Origin of the sequence: Leeuwenhoekiella sp. W20_SRS_FM14, assembly GCF_052119605.1 — a bacterium.
GTDB lineage: Bacteria > Bacteroidota > Bacteroidia > Flavobacteriales > Flavobacteriaceae > Leeuwenhoekiella.
Window position 1 is genome coordinate 92,704 of the sequence record NZ_JBGQOK010000005.1, and the last position, 20,199, is coordinate 112,902.

Sequence of the window (20,199 nt, forward strand, 5' to 3'; positions counted from 1 at the left end):
GGTATGAAAAAATTAATTTTTGTAATTACTACGTTATTGTTAGTTGCTCTAGGTTGGTATTTATTTCTAAAACCCAGCGATTTTACGATTAGCTTTAAAGTAGAAACCACTCCCGGTACTGTGATACAATCTGTAAAAGCGTGGGATCTAAGTTTAGATAACAGCAAGATAATAGCTCAATACAATTTTGATGCTCTGGTGCAGCAGCGAAGTATTAACGGTTCAACTATAAATTACACCTATCGGTTTTATGCCGTTAATGATTCTACAACTAAGGTTAGTGTGGGTATAAAAGATCTTGACAATAGCATCTATAACAAACTCACAATCCCTTTTGCAAATACAGATTTTGAAAAGAAAAGTGCTGAAGAAATAAATGCATTTTATACGATTTTAAAGCAGCACCTTAGTGAACTAAAAATTAAAATTACAGGTATTGAAAATACACCATCTACTTATTGTGCATACATTCCGTTAAAAGGTTTACAAATAGAAAAAGCAAAAGGAATGATGCAAAACTATGGATATATAGGAGATATACTTGCTGCTGGTAATGTAACTTTTAATGGTCCGCCATTTGTAGAAATTACAAATTGGGATATTAAAACAGACAGCATATCATATAATTTCAGTTTTCCTATAATTAAATCTGACAGCCTCCCGCAAGCGAAAGATATTCGATATAAACAATTGCAAAAAACCGAAGCTATTCACGCTGTGTATAATGGTAATTACATAACTTCAGATAGAGCCTGGTACGCACTTATGGCCTATGCTAAACGAAATAATATTGCAATAGAGCAAAAACCCTTAGAAGTTTTCTTTAATAACCCAAATATGGGCGGCAATGAATTAGATTGGAAAGCAGACATTTATATGCCTTTAAAAAAAGACACGCTCAACTAGATAATCTTGTGGGTAATCATTAGCAACTTCAATTTAAAAAGTCAAACGTTAGTTTTAGACCTTGAATAACCATTGTAGTGCCTATAATGGCAATTATTAACCCCATTATTTTACCTATTACTGAAATAACATTATCCCCTATTTTTGCAGCAATAAAATCGCTTAAGCTAAAGGTTATGTAGGTTAGAACACACATAAGTCCAAAAATTAAAATCACCAACCCAATATTTAAATAGGTAGCATTTGATGTAAAATTCATCGCCGTTACGATAGTACCGGGCCCGGCAAGAATAGGTATTGCCAAAGGTGATACCGCAATATTCTCATCAAAATTAGTTTCTTTTAAATGCTTAACTCCAGACTTTCTTGACTGAAGCATATCAAACCCTACATAAAAAATAAGTATCCCTCCGGTAATCTTAAATGCAGGAATGGTGATACCAAAGAGTTGAAAAATAAATTTACCCAGAACCACAAACACTGCTATAATTATAAATGCAACTAAAATTGCTTTCTTATTAACCTTTTGTTTTTCAGCTTTGCTGGCACCCTCGGTTAACGATAAAAATATAGGAATATTAGACAGCGGATTCATAATGGCAAAAAAGCCTGTAAATACCGAAATGCAATACGTTAATAGGTCACTCATAATGCTATTTTTAAGAATAGGTAAACCTATTATTTAATTTCTAAATTTAACTGTTTTCCTTCGGCCTGGGCTTTTTTATCTTTTTGCACACCTAAAGCAATACCTATGGCCATACCTATAGGCAAGCCTATTTCTAAGAGTCCCATATTTCCTAAAGCCGCTCCAAAAGCAACACCTAGGGGAATCCCAAAAACCGACATTCCCAGAGCAAGCCAGAGATTTCTGTAATGATTATTAGGAACTATACCGGTTTCTTTATCTACTAATTTTAATATATGCCTTTGAGAGGTTCTCAATAAACTATACAATTGCTTATCTGAATAATCTTTCCCATTAATATGATCTACTTCTTTATTTATAGATTGAATAACAAACTCCGGCAACTTTCTTTCATTTAAAACATCTAACAACTCTTTAAATTGAATGATTTGCTTTTTGTGTTTGCCTTCTTCAGAATTGGGTCTTGTATTTAGGGAGTTTATTTTCATCTGTAGAATTTAATTTAAATCTAACAAAAAACCCTGTAAATTGAATATTTACAGGGTTTTTCTAATTTATTAATCTTGATTTTTAAACTTCAGTAGGCTGTCCTGAGCTTACTTTAACCTCTTTACCGTTAAGTAATATCGTTAAGTCTGAACCTTTATCTAAACTGAAAACATGCTTTCCTTTAGACACAGCTACTTTTAAAATCTGCCCTCTAAAATTCAATTTAAATGAAAAACCATCCCACGCATTTGGCATTTTAGGATCAAAGGATAGCATATCATTTTTAATTCGCATACCTCCAAAACCTTCAACAACACTCATCCACGTGCCTGCCATACTGGTAATATGAAGACCTTCGTGCACTTCTTTGTTATAATCATCAAGATCAAGACGTGAGGTTCTCAAATAAAACTCATAAGCCTGATCCATCTGATCTAATTTTGCAGCTTGTATTGCGTGAACACAGGGGCTCAAAGAAGATTCATGAACGGTAAATGGCTCGTAAAAATCAAAGTGTTTTTTAAGTTCCTCTTGCGTAAAGTGATCTTCAAAAACATAAAAACCTTGTAATGTATCTGCCTGTTTGATGTAAGGAGATCTCAAAATACGATCCCAACTCCATTTTTGATTTATAGGTCGTTCAGATTTTGAAAGATCTGCTACGGTAACTAACTCTTTATCTAAGAAACCATCTTGTTGTAAGTAGATTCCGTTTTCTTCTGAAAAGGGCAAATACATTTTTTCTGAAACGTCTGTCCAGGTATTTAATTCGTCATTAGAAACGTTTGTCTTTTCAGCAATTCTTTTATAATCTGAACTGTACTCTTTAGATACTTTTTTAACCTGCTCTGCGGCATATCTTAAACACCACTTCGCTAAATAATTTGTATAAAAGTTGTTGTTTACATTATTTTCATATTCGTTAGGACCGGTAACACCCAAAATCACAAACTGCTCTTTTTTAGCAGACCAGGTTGCGCGTTGCTTCCAGAAACGAGCTACAGCGATAATCACCTCTAAGCCTTTTTCTGGAATGTAACTATAATCTCCTGTATAGCGTACATAATTGCTTATCGCAAAAATCATAGCACCATTACGGTGTATCTCTTCAAAAGTGATTTCCCACTCATTATGACACTCTTCCCCATTCATAGTCACCATAGGGTACAGCGCCGCACCATCTTTAAATCCTAGTTTCTGGGCGTTTTCTATCGCTTTTTCAAGATGCTGGTAACGGTAGGTCAACAGGTTACGCGCTACCTGCTGGTCTTTTGTTGCCATATAAAACGGAAGGCAATATGCTTCTGTATCCCAATAGGTAGAACCCCCATATTTCTCACCGGTAAAGCCTTTAGGCCCTATATTAAGACGTGCATCTTTACCTAAATAGGTTTGATTTAATTGAAATATATTGAATCGTATTCCCTGCTGTGCTTTTACATCACCGTCTATCACAATATCTGCCATAGACCAGATTTCTGCCCAGTCTTCCTTTTGCTTAGTAAGTAAGTTTTTAAAACCTTTGTCTAAAGCAATATCTAATACCGCTGTTGCAGCACTCTTAAGTGAATCTTTATCGTGATTTAAAGAAGTGATATATCCTGCATATTTCTGAATTGCAAAAGTCTCGCCTTCGCGAATATCAGTCTCGTAAACGTGACCTATATACGTTTCGGTCTTGTTAGTTTTAAGAGTTAATGAAATCTCTTTGCCGTCTACGGTAAAGGTGTTTGACATTGCGGTACACACGTGAAAAAGCGTTTTCATAGTGTGTGCGGTAATAAAAGCCTTATTCCCTTGTTCTTCTACACTTAGCGTGTTCCAAAATTTATCATCCCAGTTGGTGTCTTCATTAGTAATGCCGCTATCTAAATACGGTTCATAACTAATGCTCACATCTTTATTTAACGGCGTTACTTCATAATTTATAGCTCCCAGTTCATCATGCTCCAGACTTAAAAAGCGTTTAGAATTCACTTTTAAACGAGTCCCATTTTGAAGTTCTGCTTCAAAACTTCTGCCTAACCAACCTTCTTTCATATTAAGCTCCCGTCTAAAGTCTTTTACACTTTTTACGATGTTTAGATCTAAAGATTCCCCATCAACAAGAACTTTTATTCCTATCCAACTGGGTGCGTTAAGTACTTTAGCAAAATATTCAGGATAACCATTTTTCCACCAGCCTACTCGTGTTTTATCGGGGTAATAAACACCACCTATATAACTTCCCTGAAAAGTTTTTCCACTATATTCTTCTTCAAAATTAGCACGTTGCCCCATGGCACCGTTGCCAATACTAAATAAGCTTTCTGATGATTTTACATGCTCTTTTTCAAATCCTTCTTCTAAAATTGCCCACGGTGCGGGTATGATATAATCTTGATTCATGGTATTAAGCGTTGATTAGTTGGTCTAAAAATTGGGTATTGATTTCGGTAAAATCTTTAAATATATAGTCTGCTTCGTGTAGTGTTTCTGCATCACCTATTCCTACACTCACCATATTTACTTTATTTGCAGCCTGTATGCCAGCAATAGAATCTTCAAAAACAATGGTGTCTTTAAAATCTACTTCAAGTTCTTCTGCTCCTATTGTAAAAACCTCAGGATCTGGTTTGGCTTTTTCTACGTGATTGCCATCTACAATAAAATCAAACATATCATAAAGCCCTACACGTTTTAATATAGGTTGTGCATTTTTGCTTGCAGATCCTAATGCCATTGGTATATTTCTTTCTTTTAAATAGTTGAGAACATCAAGAACACCCGGCAAAATATCTGCTTTGGTCATTTTTTCTATATAACCTAAGTATTCTGCATTCTTAGAAGTTAGCCACACGTCTTTTTCTTCCTGAGTAGCTTTTCTCTTTCCTATTTCAAGTAATATTTCTAAAGAGCGTACACGGCTTACACCTTTAAAACGCTCATTTTGTTCTTCAGTAAATTCAAAACCCAGATCATTTGCAAGTGACTTCCATGCTAAATAATGAAAGCCTGCGGTATCTACAATTACACCATCAAGATCGAATATAAATCCTTTTTTACTCATTCTAATTATCGGTTTAATTTGCGTGTAGATTCTCGTTCAACAAGACTTGTATCTATATAAGCGGTATCATAAACTTCGGCGCCGGTTTCCTCACGCTCTAGCTTTTCGATAAGTATAGCTGCTGCTTTGCGCCCCATTTCTTCTCCGTGTTGACTCACCGCTGTTAAACTTGGAATCATGTTTTCAGAAAGTTGACCATCTGTAAAACAAACTATAGATACATCTTCAGGTATTTTCTTTCCTAGTTTAGTTAACACGCGTGTTGCATGAACAGCGAAGAATTCATTAACCGTGAAAATACCATCAAGTTCATTATTAGTAACAAAATCTTCAATGCGTCTCTTTGATTCTTCAGTAAGGTCATCAATATTATCTAACTTCAGTATTAAATCATTATTGGCTTCAATACCAAAATCATCAAGAGCATCCAGATATCCTTCGGTACGTAAACGTCCTACACTTATATAATCTTCAGAAGTTATAATCCCTATTTTGCGACAACCGGTACGCACCATATGGGTGACTCCCTTTTTTGCTCCTGCTTTATCATCAATAAGTACACGGTCACAAGAAATACCCTCTACAACGCGATCAAACATGACAACAGGCATACCCTGCTCAATTACTTCATTTAAATGATGGTAATCTTCTTTAAGCATGGTTTCTTTAGATATAGAAAGTATAAAACCATCTGTGCTTCCATTTGCCAGAAGCTCCATATTTTCAACTTCCTTATCAAAACCATTGTTAGATAAACATATTATCACATTATAATTACGATCACGCGCCTCTTGCTCTATACCACTAATCACGGTTGTAAAGAAGTGGTGTACAATTTGTGGTATAATAACGCCTATTGTATTGGTTCTTCTATTTTTTAGGCTTAACGCTATATTGTTAGGCTTATAATTATATAACTTAGCGTAAGCTTTAATTTTCTCACGGGTTTCTTCACTTATTTCGGGACTATCTCTCAACGCTTTAGAAACCGTAGAAATAGATACTCCAAGTTCTTTAGCTATCAGTTTGAGGGTCAGTTTTCTTTTCATAATTCAAATCCTAATATAATTTATATTCGATTTTATCTATTTATTGTACTAAATTTAAGAATTGGTAAAAATAGCTAACTAAATCGATTAAGTTATCTTAAATTTTATTAATTTTCCTTCATTTTCATATTGAATGAAACCAATAAAACAACTCAAATTGAAAGGTATAGCCCTCAAATTAGCACTGATTTTAATCCTTGTCTCCTGCAAAGAAGAAAAGAATTCAATTACAGAGCCTAAAGATACTACAGACATGACATATTACGAAAATTTTCGCCCACAATATCATTATTCTCCCGAAGCAAACTGGATGAATGATCCTAACGGACTTGTTTACCACAATGGAACGTATCATTTGTATTTTCAATATCACCCGGAGTCTACTGTGTGGGGGCCTATGCATTGGGGGCACGCTACCAGTAAAAATTTAAAAGATTGGCAAAATGAACCTGTAGCACTGGCACCAGATTCGCTAGGTTATATATTTTCGGGGAGTGCGGTTATAGATTCTTTAAACACATCTGGCCTGGGTACTGCAGAAAACCCACCTCTTGTAGCGATGTTTACTTATCATGAACCTAAAGGCGCCGAAGCTAAAACGACAGACTTTCAATATCAGGGCATCGCATACAGTCTCGATAACGGGCAAACTTTCACAAAATATGAAGGAAACCCGGTGGTGCCTAACACCGAGAATTTGGTAGACTTTAGAGACCCAAAAGTGTTCTGGGATAAACAAACTCAAAAATGGATTTTAATTCTTGTTGCCGGAGATTATGCCATGTTCTATAATTCAGACAATTTAATAGACTGGACCTATCTGAGTGAATTTGGCAGAGATAGAGGCGCGCACGGTGGAGTTTGGGAATGCCCCGATCTTTTTCCTTTAACGATTGCAGAAACCGGTGAAACTAAATGGGTTTTATTTATAAGTATTAATCCCGGAGCACCTAACGGAGGTTCAGGAACTCAATACTTCGTAGGTGAGTTTGATGGTAGAACATTTACTTCAGAACAAAAAGATGAAAAATGGATTGATCTGGGACGGGATAATTATGCGGGCATTACTTACAACAACCTACCGGAAGATCAGCGTATTTTTATTGGGTGGATGAGCAATTGGGAATACGGCCAGGAAACGCCAACAGAAGCCTGGAGAAGCGCAATGACGCTTCCGCGGAAACTAGAATTACACAAAACAAATGAGTACTACTTATCTAACAATCCACTTTCAGATTTTACCGAAGGTCTTGAAGTTTTGACTCCCAAAACTAAATTAGAATCAAAAGTTCTCACCTTTACAGACAGTTCTCTTCATCAATCTAAAATCTATTTTGAAATGCCAAAACCGGTAGTCGATTTTGAACTGCAATTAAGCAATACAAAAGGAGAACATTTAACGGTTAGTTTTGATGCAACTTCTCAAGAATACACCTTAGACCGAAGCAAAAGTGGCCAGATTTCATTTTCAGAAAAATTTGCTTTACCCCTTATGAAAGCTCCTGCGGTTTTTAATAATGATACAACCGCTGAATTTGCAATATATATGGATGCTTCTTCTATAGAGTTTTTTGGAGATGGTGGTATGAATGCTCTTACAGCTCAATTTTTTCCAAATGCCCCATACACGCAGTTTAAATTAAAAACTAAAGCAGCAGTTTCAAATCTTAGCATTACCCCTATACCGAGTATTTGGTAAAAATTAGTTACTAAACAAAGAACACTTAAATGAAAGCAGTACAAAAATGGTCTATTACGGTAGCTTTAGCAGGATTTCTATTTGGTTTTGATACCGTAGTTATTTCTGGGGCTAATTTACCCGTTAGACAGTTATGGGATCTTTCCCCTCTTTTTCACGGTTTATTTATCATGTCTATGGCCTTATGGGGTACGGTTTTAGGCTCACTTACCGGTGGTATTCCCTGTGATCGTTTTGGCAGAAAAAAGACTTTATTCTGGATAGGTGTCTTATATCTAGTATCTGCTGTAGGTTCTGCATTATCTCCAGACCCTTATTTATTTTCATTTTTTAGATTTATTGGTGGTGTAGGTGTTGGTGCCTCATCTGTGGCGGCTCCTACCTATATTTCTGAAATTTCAACCGCGTCAAACCGCGGTAAACTGGTTGCTTTGTATCAATTTAATATTGTTTTTGGTATACTTATCGCATTCTTTTCAAACTATCTTTTAGAAGGTTTTCAGGGTGCAAATGATTGGCGCTGGATGCTGGGTGTAGAAGGAATACCTGCAATACTTTACATCTTACTGGTGTTAGGAGTTCCTGAAAGTCCGCGATGGCTGTTACACAAACGAAAAGATGAAAAAGGAGCTTTTGAAATTCTCAATCGCGTATATCCTATCGCTGAAGTGCAGCAAAAAATAGATACTATAAAAACAGAACTTGCCAAGACTTCAGACGATGTTACCCTGTTTACTAAACGCTATAAAAAACCTCTCATACTCGCTTTTTTGATTGCATTTTTTAATCAGGTTTCCGGTATTAATTTCATACTATATTATGCCCCAGAAATATTAGTAAAAGCAGGTTTAGCTACGGAAGATTCCTTATTTAATTCTATATCTATAGGTGTAATTAACCTTATATTTACCTTTGTGGGCGTAGGCTTAATAGACCGCCTGGGCAGACGCACCCTTATGTTTATAGGCTCTATTGGTTACATCATAAGTTTAGCTACTGTTGCTTGGTGTTTTTACACAGGAGCAAGCTCCTCTATCCTTTTAGCCTTTATACTAATGTTTATCGCCTCCCATGCTATAGGACAGGGAGCCGTAATCTGGGTGTTTATATCTGAAATTTTCCCAAACAAAGTACGTGCTTATGGTCAATCCTGGGGTACCGGTACGCACTGGGTTTTTGCCGCTTTAATAACCTTGCTTACTCCTGTTTTTCTAGATAGTGAAGATGGAATTTTCAAAGACAACCCCTGGCCTATATTTGCATTTTTTGCAGCTATGATGGTTTTGCAATTGTTATTTACCAAGTTTATGATGCCAGAAACCAAAGGCATTTCGTTAGAAGAATTAGAAGATAAATTATTAGGTTAGGATGAAAGAGTCAATTACAGCAATAAGTTTTGGAGAAATTTTATGGGATGTTTTTCCTGACGGAAAGGCGTTAGGAGGCGCACCGCTAAACCTATGTCTTAGATTGCAAAGTCTGGGCGTCTCTATGCAAATGATTAGCAGGTTAGGCACAGATGGTCTTGCAGAAGAAACACGTTCTGCTATTGATCAATTTGAACTCAATCAGGATTTAATACAAGAAGATGATGATCTTGAAACCGGGCAGGTACTGGTAACCTTAGATGATACGGGAAGTGCTTCTTACAAGATTAAAAGCCCTGTTGCCTGGGATACAATAAAACTTACTGAAGCTAATCAGGAAGCCGTAGCACATGCAGATTTATTTATTTTTGGCTCTCTGGCTGCGCGCAATGAAGTTTCAAGAACTACTCTTAAAGAGTTATTACCGCAAAGTAAATTTGCCATTTTTGATGTAAACCTGAGGAAACCGCATTATAAATTAGATCATATTGTGCAGTTTATGAAGCAGGCACAAATGGTTAAAATGAATGATGAAGAACTAACCGAAATAGTAGCGCACCTTGAAATCAAAAGTGTGGTTATGGAAGATCAACTGGCTGCCATAAGTAAACTTACTAATACCCAACTTATTTGTGTAACCTGTGGCGAAGCAGGAGCTGTACTTTATAAAAATGGCCATATGTATTCACACAGTGGCTATAGCACAACAGTTGTTGATACCGTAGGTGCAGGAGATTCTTTCTTAGCCGGGTTAATAAGTCAACTTTTTAAAGAAGAAAATACTCCAGAAAATGCACTTGCATTTGCGTGCGCTCTGGGCGCAATGGTTGCCGGTAAAAAAGGAGCTAATTCTAAAATTTCTAAAGCTGAAATTCTGGAAAAAATGGCGGAATAATTATTCTGCCATTTGTTCACATAGCGCTATAGTTTCTTCAACATGCGCCAACGTGGTTCTGGGGTTTATTAAACACATTCTTAAAACGGTTTGACCATTTAATATCGTAGTAACTAACATAGCCTCCCGAGAATCAACTACTTTTTCTGAAATTTTAGAGTTTAAATTATCAAGTTCAGCTTCAGTTAAATTGCGGTCTATAGGATTGTATCTAAAATTGATAATCGCCAGTGTGGCAGGAGATACCACTTCCCACTTTTTACTTTTCCGAAGAATACTTTCAACTTTTTCGCACAAATCAAAATTGTATTGTACCGCTTCCCGAAACGCTTTAAGGCCAAAAGTTTTAATACTCATATAGAACTTAAGTGCTCTAAATCGTCTGGTAAGTTGTATCCCGTGATCGTAGAAATTTATTTCAGAACTGTTTCCTTCTACATCCTTTAAATATTCGGGCTTTTCAGTAAAAGTACCGCTCAGCCATTTATGATTGCGCACCAGTAAACATCCCATTTCGTACGGCTGGTAAAACCACTTATGCGGATCAACAGTAAGCGAATCTGCCTTTTCTATACCTTTTAAAAGTTGCTTACCGTTTTTTGCTAAAATTGCTGCTCCGCCATAGGCGCCGTCAACGTGAAACCATAGGTCTTCGGTTTTTGCAATCGCTCCTAACTCGGGGAGTTGATCTACTGTACCGGTATTTGTTGTACCTGCAGATGCTAATAAACAAAAAGGTTGTAACCCCGCAAGACGATCTTTATTAATCGCATTTTTCAGCTTATTTAAGCTAAACTTAAACTCACCGTCTGTAGGGATAAGGCGTATCTGATCTTTTCTAAAACCTATAACCCGAATGGCTTTTATATTTGAAGAATGAGCCTGATCTGAAAGGTAAATAACCGCTTTAGAAAAATCGTCTCCACATTTAATATTACGAGCAGTCACCAGCGCAGTTAAATTTGCCATAGAACCCCCACTGGTAAATATACCGCCACCTCTTTTCTGCGGAAAACCATACAAATCAAGAAGCCAGTTTACAGTTAAAATCTCTAGTTCTGCAGCAGCGGGAGAAGCGATCCACCCACCAGAAAAAATATTAAATCCTGTCGCCAGTGCATCTGCAATAGCACTTACATAGTTACTGGGCCCGGGAACAAAAGAAAAGAATTTAGGATGGCTTAACAAATTAGTAAACGGCATCACCTTCTCCATCACCGTATCTAAAACAGTATCTACCGGGGTGGCATGCTCAGGAATTGATTCTCCCAATAAAGAATCCATCTCTTTACGTGTAGCAAGCGATACCGGTTTTTTATCTTCCTGCCCTAAATGATGTGCAATTATAGAATCAATAACTTTATAACCATACTGGCGCATTTCTGCTTCAGACAATTCTAATCGTGCTTCTGGTTTTGCTTTCATCATTTATATTTTTTGCAAAACTAGGTGTTTAAAAAACTACTAGAAAAATATCCTTCACAAGAAGTCTTAAAATATTGCTTTTACCCCGATATCGTAATAGTTAATAAATCCTTTCTTTTATCAAATAATTAAAGATCTAAAAAAACAACGGTACTTTAGATTACCCTAACTTTGCGCTATAATTAAATCAATTGGGTTTGAAAGATAGCATATCCAAAGTTCTGACATTAACTACATTATTTCGTTCTGCTTTTGTTCTAAGCCTCATCGGGGTTTTTGCATTTATAATTGATTTTGGATACGAGCAGTCTTCTCAGATTCAAAATTTCTTAAATGCCTATTACCTTGTCATTCTCTTTGTAGGTATTGCCGTGACTTTAGTGCGCTATTTTACCTTTTCTAAAAAACTAAGCACTCAGGTTATCGTATTTGATGCCCTGTCAATTCTATTTACAATTTATGTAATAGGAATTCATTTTTTTTCGCAAGAAGCACACAGACACCTCAGCTTTTTGTACAACGACAATTGGATTAAAGCTGCCATTTTACTCACTTTTATAAGAGAATTTGCAGAGCAGCGCCTCAATTACAGGCGTAATTACCTTAACCCTGCACAATTATTTATTGTAAGTTTTATTGGTATTATTTTATTTGGAACACTACTGCTCAAGTTACCCAACGCAACTTACGATGGAATTTCATTTTTAGACGCCCTATTCACCTCAACCAGTGCAGTCTGCGTTACCGGCCTAATCGTTGTAGACACCGGCAGTTATTTCACTCCCTTTGGCCAACATATCATTGTTTTTCTCATTCAATTAGGAGGTCTGGGGATACTTACATTTGCAAGTTATTTTAGCTATTTTTTTAAAGGGGTTACCTCTTTTGAAAATCAGGTTGTTTTAAGTGATATGACTAATTCTCAGAAAATAGGCGAAGTATTTTCTACCTTAAAACGCATCTTACTTATTACATTTTCTATAGAAGCTATTGGTGCATTAATCATTTTTTCAAGTTTAGATGTTAAACACATACCCGAGTTTTTTGACCGGGTATTTTTTGCAGTTTTCCACGCGGTTTCCGCTTTTTGTAATGCCGGTTTTTCTACACTTTCTAATGGCATTTATGATTTAGATTACCGCTATAATTATGTAATGCAGCTTACCTTAATTGGCCTCTTTGTTTTTGGAGGACTAGGTTTTCCTATCGTAATCAATGTGATTAAATATTTAAAGTACAAAATTATAAGTCCGCTTTTTCTGGGTCGCACAAAAACAACGATTTACAAACCCTGGGTTTTAAGTCTCAATAGTCGTATTACCTTAATCACCACAGGAAGTTTAACGGCAATAGGTACGGTTATATTCTTCTTCAATGAGTATAATAACACCTTAGTAGAGCATAGAGGATTAGGGAAATTTGTCACTGCTTTTTTTGGCGCGACTACCCCGCGTACAGCGGGGTTCAACACCTTAGACATGAACCAGCTTCACTTTTCGACACTCATGATGATTTTCTTTCTCATGTGGGTAGGAGCCTCTCCCGCATCTACTGGTGGTGGTATAAAAACAAGTACGTTTGCCATTGCAACTCTAAACTTTTTTAGTTTAGCAAAAGGAAAAACACGTATAGAAGTGTACCGTAGAGAAATAGCAGATATTTCGGTGCGTAGGGCTTTTGCTATTATTTCGCTTTCACTGGTGGTAATAGGCTTTGCAGTGATCTCAATTGCTGCATTTGACCCCGAGAAAACCTTACTCAGCATCGCTTTTGAATGTTTTTCTGCTTACAGTACTGTGGGCTTAAGTTTAGGGATCACTGCTACCCTAACCGCTGCAAGTAAGGGAGTTTTAATTATCGTAATGTTTATAGGTAGAGTAAGTATGCTTACGATTATGATTGCCCTTTTTAGAAAGATAAAATACAAAGACTATCGCTATCCTACGGAAGAGATTTTGATGAATTAAACAGGTTTAGATTATGAAATATATCATTTTAGGGTTGGGAAATTTTGGAGCTTCTTTAGCCGAAAAATTAACAGCTTCAGGAAACGAGGTTATAGGTATCGACATTAAAATGAATCGTGTTGACGCTTTAAAGGAGAAAATAACACATACTATTTGTCTTGATGCCACAGATGAATCTACTGTAACCGGCTTACCTCTTAAAGATACTGATATTGTTATTGTTGCTGTAGGCGAAAATCAAGGTGTGAATGTAATGATCACCGCATTATTTAAAAACCTGGGCGTAAAAAGATTAATAAGCAGAGCAGTGAACTCCCTTCACGAGAATGTTTTAAATGCAATAGGGGTTGATGAGATTGTACATCCTGAGCAGGAAAGCGCAGAACGCTGGGCAAAAAAACTATGTATGCGGGGTGTTGTTGATTCGTTTGAACTCAATGAATATTTTAGTATTGTAGAGATTAAACTGCCTTCTCGTTATGAAAATAAAACCATCGAAGATGTAAAATTTAGAGAGCGTTATAATCTACTGGTATTAACAACAATAAAAAATGCACACGTTCCTACTAATATAGGCAAACGCAAAACCATTATAGATGTTCAGAGTGTTGCTACACCTCATTTGCTTCTTGAAAAAGATGATATACTTGTGCTATACGGTTCAAATAAAGACATCAAAAAATTTATAAGCTCAAAATAATGCCTAAAACATAAAACAAAATGTTTCCGAAGAAGATTAAAAAAATCACCTCCGGAAACATCATTATGCATAAGGCTTTAAGTTATTTATTCAATGTCATAAAAAGCAACGCCGCAAATACTGCTCCTATAATGGGCCCAACAACCGGAATCCACGAATAGCTCCAATTACTATCTATTTTTCCTTTTATAGGTAATAATGCATGAACAATACGCGGACCTAAATCACGTGCAGGATTAATAGCATAGCCGGTGGTACCTCCTAAAGAAAGGCCTATTCCCCAAACAACAAATGCAACTGGGATAGCGCCTATAGAACCTAAACCTACTTTAGTTCCTGCGCCATCATTAATCTCGGCTTCAGAGAAATAAAACACACAGACTAACAAAACAAAAGTTCCAATAATCTCACTTATTATATTTCTAAATTTATTAGGTATTGCAGGAGCAGTACAAAAAACTGCACGCTTTAAACCACCATCTTCAGTGGCATCAAAATGATCTTTATACATCACATAAACGAGAGACGACCCTAGCATTGCACCTATAAACTCTGCTGCGATGTATGTAGGCACATCTGCCCACGGAAACAAGCCTGCCACAGCTAGACCTACAGTCACTGCGGGATTTAAATGAGCACCACTGTAGGGCCCGGCAACTACTACGCCTACAAAAACTGCAAGTCCCCAGGCTGTAGTGATTCCCATCCAGCCGCTACCGTGACCTATGGTTTTATTTAAAATATCATTAGCAACTATCCCACCTCCTAAAAGAATGAGTAGTCCTGTACCTAGAATTTCTGCTATAAAAGGAGTCATAAATGTAAGATGTTATAGGGTTGTCCAATATTCTAAAGCCTTAATTGCACGATACCAACCTTTGATACCTTCTTCAATTTTTGCTTTGTCTTTTTTAGGTTCAAAACGTTTATCCTCTTCCCACATCTCTTGTATTTGCTCTTTACTATCCCAGTATCCTACGGCAAGACCGGCAAGATAAGCTGCTCCTAAGGCCGTGGTCTCAGTAATTTTAGGTCGTATTGTAATGGAGTCTAAAACATCTGCCTGAAATTGCATGAGTGTATTATTTATAGAGGCACCACCATCTACACGTAACTCTTTAATTTCGATCCCAGAATCTGCGTGCATAGCTTTAAGAATATCCATTGTTTGATACGCAATTGCTTCAATTGAAGCTCTAGCTATATGTGCATCTGTTGTACCTCTTGTGATCCCAAATATGGTTCCTTTCCCTTTTTGATTCCAGTAGGGTGCACCCATCCCTGCAAAAGCAGGAATAAAGTAAACGCCTTCTGTAGATTCTACAGAACCGGCTAATTGCTCAACATCCTCAGATCTTTTAATTATCCCCAGACCATCTCGTAACCACTGCACAACAGCTCCTCCTATAAAAATGCTTCCTTCTAAAGCATATTCTGTTTTACCTCCTATGCGCCAGGCTACAGTAGTCAACAGGTTATTTTTAGAAAGTATGGGTTTATCACCTATATTCATCAACATAAAACAACCGGTGCCATAAGTACTTTTTACCATTCCCTTTTTAGTACACATTTGACCGAATAGCGCTGCCATTTGATCACCTGCAATACCTGCAATAGGAATTTTTGAAGCAAAAACTGTTGTTTTAGTATGACCATAGACCTCGCTACTGTCTTTAACCTCCGGAAGCATACTTTTAGGGATATCAAAAAGCTCTAGAAGTTCATCATCCCATTGCATCGTATTAATATTAAAAAGTAGCGTTCTACAGGCATTAGTAGCATCGGTAACGTGAAGCTCGCCTTTTGTAAATTTCCAGATAATCCAGGTATCTATCGTACCTAATACGAGATCTCCAGCTTCAGCTTTCTCGCGTGCTCCTTCTACGTTATCAAGTATCCATTTAACTTTTGTACCAGAAAAATAGGAGTCTATAACGAGACCGGTTTTCTCCTGAATCATTTCAGTCTTACCGTCTTTCTTTAAGCTATCGCAATAGTCTGCAGTACGCTTATCTTGCCAAACAATGGCATTGTATACGGGTTCCCCGGTTTTACGATCCCATACCACAACGGTTTCCCGTTGATTTGTTATACCTATTCCTGCTATATTTTTTCCATTCAACCCTTTAGAAACAGTAGCTTCTGCAGCAACCCCTGCTTGAGTAGACCAGATTTCCTGAGGATCGTGTTCTACCCATCCCGGCTTTGGAAAATATTGGGTAAACTCTTTTTGAGCTACTGAAACAATTTTCCCTTGTTTATCGAAAACGATTGCGCGAGAACTCGTAGTTCCCTGATCCAGGGCTAAAATATACTGGTCCATACTTAATTAATTTATTGGTTATAAAAAGCACCTCAATTTAATAAATTAAGGTGCCGGGTTGATTTTATTATTGTGAAACTGCACTATTACTTATACAATAATGGTTTGCCAGTTTCGTAAATGTTTCTATTTGATCTTGTTTCCAGGCCTCGTCTTTATGTAATTCTTCAGCAATTAAAGTCGCAACCTCTACAGTCATTTCTTTTGCAGCCTCTGCGTCGAGAAACAAAGCTCTTACGCGTCTTGCAAGCACATCTTCTACAGTACGTGCCATTTCATTACGCACCGCCCACACTACCTCAGCTTTACAAAATGGCAATCTAGAATGTAGCTTTTGACCCAGGCTTGCATCTGCTGCAATTAAAGCTGCAATACCTTTTTGATCTGTACCATAAATGTATAAATGATTCTCGCGATCTTGAGTAGGCATTGCACCGTGAATCGAGAGATTTGAAGTCTGGCAGGCTTTCTTCGGAAGTTTCTTAAGTGCAATGGCCTTATTAATGGTGTCCTGAGCCATACGTCTATAGGTTGTCCACTTTCCACCGGTGATCGTTAGTAAACCTGATTCTGACACAATAATCTTGTGACTTCTTGATATTTCTTTAGTCTTTTCTGAATTGTCTTTAGGAGCAGCAAGCGGACGTAGACCTGCAAAAATACTACGCACATCAGAACGCTTAACAGGCTTATCGAGGTAATTATTAAATGTTTTCAGTATAAATTCTATCTCCTGCTCTTGCGCCTGAGGCTCTAAGCTGTGATCATCAAGATTTGTATCTGTAGTACCCACAAGTACTTTATCGTGCCACGGCACTGCAAATAAAACCCTTCCATCATCTGTTTTAGGAATCATTATTGCATCGTCTCCCGGTAGAAATGATTTGTCAAAAACTAAATGTACACCCTGACTTGGCACTATAGATTTTCGGGCATCACTTTTCTGCATTTTTAAAATTTCATCAGAAAAAACGCCTGTAGCGTTAATAACCAAGTCACTTGAAAAAGAATAGTGCTTATTAGTTTCAACATCTTGCGCTTCAACCCCAATTATTTTCCCTGAAGGATTCTGTATTAAATCGGTTACTTTAAAATGATTTAAAAGTGTTGCTCCTTTCTCAATTGCCGTTTGAGCCAGATTTATGGCCAGGCGTGAATCATCAAACTGACCATCTTTGTAAACCACACCTCCGTACAATCCCTTCTGGCGTAAGGTTGAAAGACGTTCTACCGTTTTTGTTTTATTAATATGTGTAGATTTTCCCAGACTTAATTTACCCGCTAGAAAATCATAAGCTTTTAAACCTATAGTATAATAAATACCCTCCCACCAGCGGTAATTAGGTATAACAAAACTTTGGTTTTTTACTAAATGCGGTGCATTTTGCTCCAGCAATCCACGCTCATGCAATGCTTCTTTAACAAGGTCTATATTACCTTGTGCGAGATACCGCACTCCACCGTGTACTAACTTCGTACTTCGGCTTGAAGTACCCTTTGCATAATCTACCTGCTCAAGCAATAGGGTTTTGTATCCGCGGGTTACACTATCTAAAGCCACACCTAAACCTGTTGCGCCACCACCTACGATGATTACATCCCACTTATTAGTTAGTGATAAATCATTAATTATGCGATTGCGGCTAAATATATTCTCCTCCATTTGTGTTTTACTAGTGTTGATCTTAACAAAGATAAATATATTGAAATAAAACGAATGTGAACGAAAGTTAAAGTTTCGATTTAAACATAAAAAATACTAAAAACGAATATAAACGAAACTAAAAGAAATTGTTTCACTGTGTTTGTAATCGTGTATCTTTACCATATTCTTTCTTGAAAAGCATTACAAACATTTATTATATATGGAAAGGCATCAATTAATTCTAGAACAATTAAAAAGAGAAAAACATCTTAAGGTAGCTACGCTTTGCGAACGCCTTGACGTTTCTGCCGTAACCATTCGAAAAGATTTGAAACTTCTTGAAGATAAAGGTCTGCTTTTTAGAACCCATGGCGGCGCTTCTTTAGAAAATCCGTATATGAACGAGCGCGATGTTACTGAAAAGGCTACAATTTCTGCTACCGAAAAATCTATGATTGCTGAAGCAGCAGCGGCGCGTATACAAGAAAATGACTCTATTATAATTGCCAGCGGAACCACAGTACAACAACTAGGAAAAGCAATAGTTCCTAAAGGAAAACTCAACGTAATTACCTCATCGCTACTTGTAGCAATTGAGTTATTGAAGCATAAAGATATTGACATTATTCAACTGGGCGGAAACATCAGACACCGGTCTGCATCCGTAACCGGGCATTATGCAGAGCATATTTTAAATCACATATCATCAAATCAATTTTTTATGGGTGTTGATGGGATTGATCTGGATTATGGGTGTACTACGACAAATATTGAAGAAGCTATTCTCAATCAGAAAATGATGGATGCCGCTCAAAAAACAATTATTCTAGCCGACTCTTCTAAATTTGGGAAACGCAGTCTTGCAAAAATTTGTAATCTAGATGATATTAGCGAAATTATTACAGATAAAGATCTTTCTCCTGCTATTGCAGACCGCATACAAGAAATGGGGATTAAACTAACCCTGGTTTAATTATTCAACCTTAGCATCATATATTTTATCTTACTGCGATTATGGGTATAAGTAAGGTGTATAAAACCTTTTGAATCCTGAATGATTGCAGGATAACTAAATTCGCCTTTTTCTTCATCTTCTAGCTTTAAAATATCTTCCCAAATAGTTCCATCTGGACTATAGGCAAGGTTTAGTTTATTACGTCCATCAGACCAGTCTGTACCAGCTTCTGCAGGATTATAAGCTAATAAAAAACCACCACCATCTAAAGTCACAGCATCAATACCGCTATTTGGGTTTAAAACTGTACCGGATTTTGCGACAGACCAGGTTTTGCCTGCATCTGTACTTATACTTTCTAAAATATAATTTTGATCACTTCGCAACAGCGCTTTTAGAGTTCCGTTTTTTAGCTGAACTAGTGTAGGCTGAATTACTTTAACCGAATCTGTAGATGGAATTGCAACCCTTTGCCAGGTTTTACCTTGATCGCTAGATAATTCTACGTGAGATTTCCAGGTGTTTCCATCTTCACTTTCTATACTCGACGGACTCACAATAACACCTGAATCTAATTGAATAGGTTTGTTTTTTATAGGTCCTAAAATCCCCTCAGGTAAACGTATTGCGTCAGACCATGTTTTGCCATCATCTGTAGAACGTTTCAGCATTCCCCACCAGGTTGATGGTGATGGCCCTTCTTTATAAAATAACAGCAATTCTTGTTGTTGATTTTTAAATAAAACAGGATTCCAGGTGGGATTACTTATCGTATCAATTGGTGTTTTTCCTTCTGCTATTTTTGATGGAGTTGACCATCCTGAATCTGATTTAATGCTTTGATAAATACTTACATTAGGGTGACGCTCATACTCGCCACCAAACCAGGCAGCGATTATAGTCCCCGCTTCGGTTTCAACTAATGTTGACGCATGACATTGCGGAAAATCTGATTTATTATAGATAAACGCGTTTTCTAAAACTTCAACCTCAGGTAATTTTTTTTCAGCACAGCTTGAAAAGAGAACACTTGCAACCAGAAGAAATTTGAATTTTAAAAACATATAAAAGCTATAGTATA

At 36.9% G+C, this 20,199-nt stretch carries 17 protein-coding genes; 7 read left to right on the forward strand and 10 right to left on the reverse strand.

Features of this window, described 5'->3' with window-relative positions; genetic code table 11:
• Window positions 1-3: 3 nt before the first annotated feature.
• Window positions 4-906, forward strand: a complete 903-nt coding sequence (locus ACEN25_RS10195; RefSeq protein ID WP_441802823.1) for a GyrI-like domain-containing protein — start codon at window positions 4-6, stop codon at window positions 904-906.
• A gap of 28 nt (window positions 907-934) precedes the next feature.
• Here the strand turns inward: ACEN25_RS10195 and ACEN25_RS10200 are convergent, their stop codons facing one another.
• From ACEN25_RS10200 to ACEN25_RS10220, 5 genes are all read right to left on the reverse strand, one after another.
• The gene (locus ACEN25_RS10200; protein ID WP_441802824.1) at window positions 935-1,555 is read right to left on the reverse strand and encodes a MarC family protein; all 621 of its coding nucleotides are present in this window, start codon (window positions 1,553-1,555) and stop codon (window positions 935-937) included.
• 29 nt (window positions 1,556-1,584) lie between these two features.
• Window positions 1,585-2,043, reverse strand: a complete 459-nt coding sequence (locus tag ACEN25_RS10205; RefSeq protein WP_441802825.1) for a hypothetical protein — start codon at window positions 2,041-2,043, stop codon at window positions 1,585-1,587.
• A gap of 82 nt (window positions 2,044-2,125) precedes the next feature.
• Window positions 2,126-4,432, reverse strand: a complete 2,307-nt coding sequence (locus tag ACEN25_RS10210) for a glycoside hydrolase family 65 protein (RefSeq protein ID WP_441802826.1) — start codon at window positions 4,430-4,432, stop codon at window positions 2,126-2,128.
• 4 nt (window positions 4,433-4,436) lie between these two features.
• Complete coding sequence (gene pgmB, locus ACEN25_RS10215) at window positions 4,437-5,093, reverse strand: beta-phosphoglucomutase (RefSeq protein WP_441802827.1); 657 nt, start codon at window positions 5,091-5,093, stop codon at window positions 4,437-4,439.
• 5 nt (window positions 5,094-5,098) lie between these two features.
• Entirely contained in the window at window positions 5,099-6,142 is a 1,044-nt protein-coding gene (locus tag ACEN25_RS10220; RefSeq protein ID WP_441802828.1) for a LacI family DNA-binding transcriptional regulator, read from the reverse strand.
• A gap of 157 nt (window positions 6,143-6,299) precedes the next feature.
• Here ACEN25_RS10220 and ACEN25_RS10225 point away from each other — a divergent pair, with 157 nt between their 5' ends.
• From ACEN25_RS10225 to ACEN25_RS10235, 3 genes are read left to right on the forward strand one after another with little or no spacing between them, the layout of a single operon-like run.
• Window positions 6,300-7,841: a glycoside hydrolase family 32 protein gene (locus ACEN25_RS10225; RefSeq protein WP_441802829.1), complete on the forward strand. Its 1,542-nt coding sequence runs from the start codon at window positions 6,300-6,302 to the stop codon at window positions 7,839-7,841.
• 29 nt (window positions 7,842-7,870) lie between these two features.
• Complete coding sequence (locus ACEN25_RS10230; protein ID WP_441802830.1) at window positions 7,871-9,208, forward strand: sugar porter family MFS transporter; 1,338 nt, start codon at window positions 7,871-7,873, stop codon at window positions 9,206-9,208.
• Between the two features lies 1 nt (window position 9,209).
• Window positions 9,210-10,103, forward strand: coding sequence for a carbohydrate kinase family protein (locus ACEN25_RS10235; protein ID WP_441802831.1), 894 nt, complete (start codon window positions 9,210-9,212; stop codon window positions 10,101-10,103).
• Here the strand turns inward: ACEN25_RS10235 and ACEN25_RS10240 are convergent, their stop codons facing one another.
• The gene (locus tag ACEN25_RS10240; RefSeq protein WP_441802992.1) at window positions 10,104-11,528 is read right to left on the reverse strand and encodes a pyridoxal phosphate-dependent decarboxylase family protein; all 1,425 of its coding nucleotides are present in this window, start codon (window positions 11,526-11,528) and stop codon (window positions 10,104-10,106) included.
• A 197-nt stretch (window positions 11,529-11,725) separates the two neighbouring features.
• On the opposite strand from ACEN25_RS10240, the gene ACEN25_RS10245 reads away from it, so the two are divergent.
• Together ACEN25_RS10245 and ACEN25_RS10250 are read left to right on the forward strand one after the other, a co-directional pair.
• Window positions 11,726-13,495 (forward strand): TrkH family potassium uptake protein, encoded by a 1,770-nt coding sequence (locus ACEN25_RS10245; protein ID WP_441802832.1) that lies wholly within the window; start codon window positions 11,726-11,728, stop codon window positions 13,493-13,495.
• 13 nt (window positions 13,496-13,508) lie between these two features.
• Window positions 13,509-14,195, forward strand: coding sequence for a potassium channel family protein (locus tag ACEN25_RS10250; protein ID WP_441802833.1), 687 nt, complete (start codon window positions 13,509-13,511; stop codon window positions 14,193-14,195).
• An 82-nt stretch (window positions 14,196-14,277) separates the two neighbouring features.
• Here the strand turns inward: ACEN25_RS10250 and ACEN25_RS10255 are convergent, their stop codons facing one another.
• The 3 genes from ACEN25_RS10255 to ACEN25_RS10265 form a co-directional block, all read right to left on the reverse strand.
• A complete protein-coding gene (locus ACEN25_RS10255; RefSeq protein ID WP_441802834.1) occupies window positions 14,278-15,012 on the reverse strand; it encodes an MIP/aquaporin family protein in 735 nt (244 codons plus the stop codon).
• Between the two features lie 12 nt (window positions 15,013-15,024).
• A complete protein-coding gene (glpK, locus tag ACEN25_RS10260) occupies window positions 15,025-16,518 on the reverse strand; it encodes a glycerol kinase GlpK (protein ID WP_441802835.1) in 1,494 nt (497 codons plus the stop codon).
• A 67-nt stretch (window positions 16,519-16,585) separates the two neighbouring features.
• Window positions 16,586-18,181, reverse strand: a complete 1,596-nt coding sequence (locus ACEN25_RS10265) for a glycerol-3-phosphate dehydrogenase/oxidase (protein ID WP_441802836.1) — start codon at window positions 18,179-18,181, stop codon at window positions 16,586-16,588.
• 202 nt (window positions 18,182-18,383) lie between these two features.
• On the opposite strand from ACEN25_RS10265, the gene ACEN25_RS10270 reads away from it, so the two are divergent.
• Window positions 18,384-19,136 (forward strand): DeoR/GlpR family DNA-binding transcription regulator, encoded by a 753-nt coding sequence (locus tag ACEN25_RS10270; protein WP_028376553.1) that lies wholly within the window; start codon window positions 18,384-18,386, stop codon window positions 19,134-19,136.
• Here ACEN25_RS10270 and ACEN25_RS10275 read toward each other — a convergent pair.
• The gene (locus tag ACEN25_RS10275) at window positions 19,133-20,182 is read right to left on the reverse strand and encodes a sialidase family protein (RefSeq protein WP_441802837.1); all 1,050 of its coding nucleotides are present in this window, start codon (window positions 20,180-20,182) and stop codon (window positions 19,133-19,135) included. The genes ACEN25_RS10270 and ACEN25_RS10275 overlap by 4 nt on opposite strands.
• Window positions 20,183-20,199: the final 17 nt, after the last annotated feature.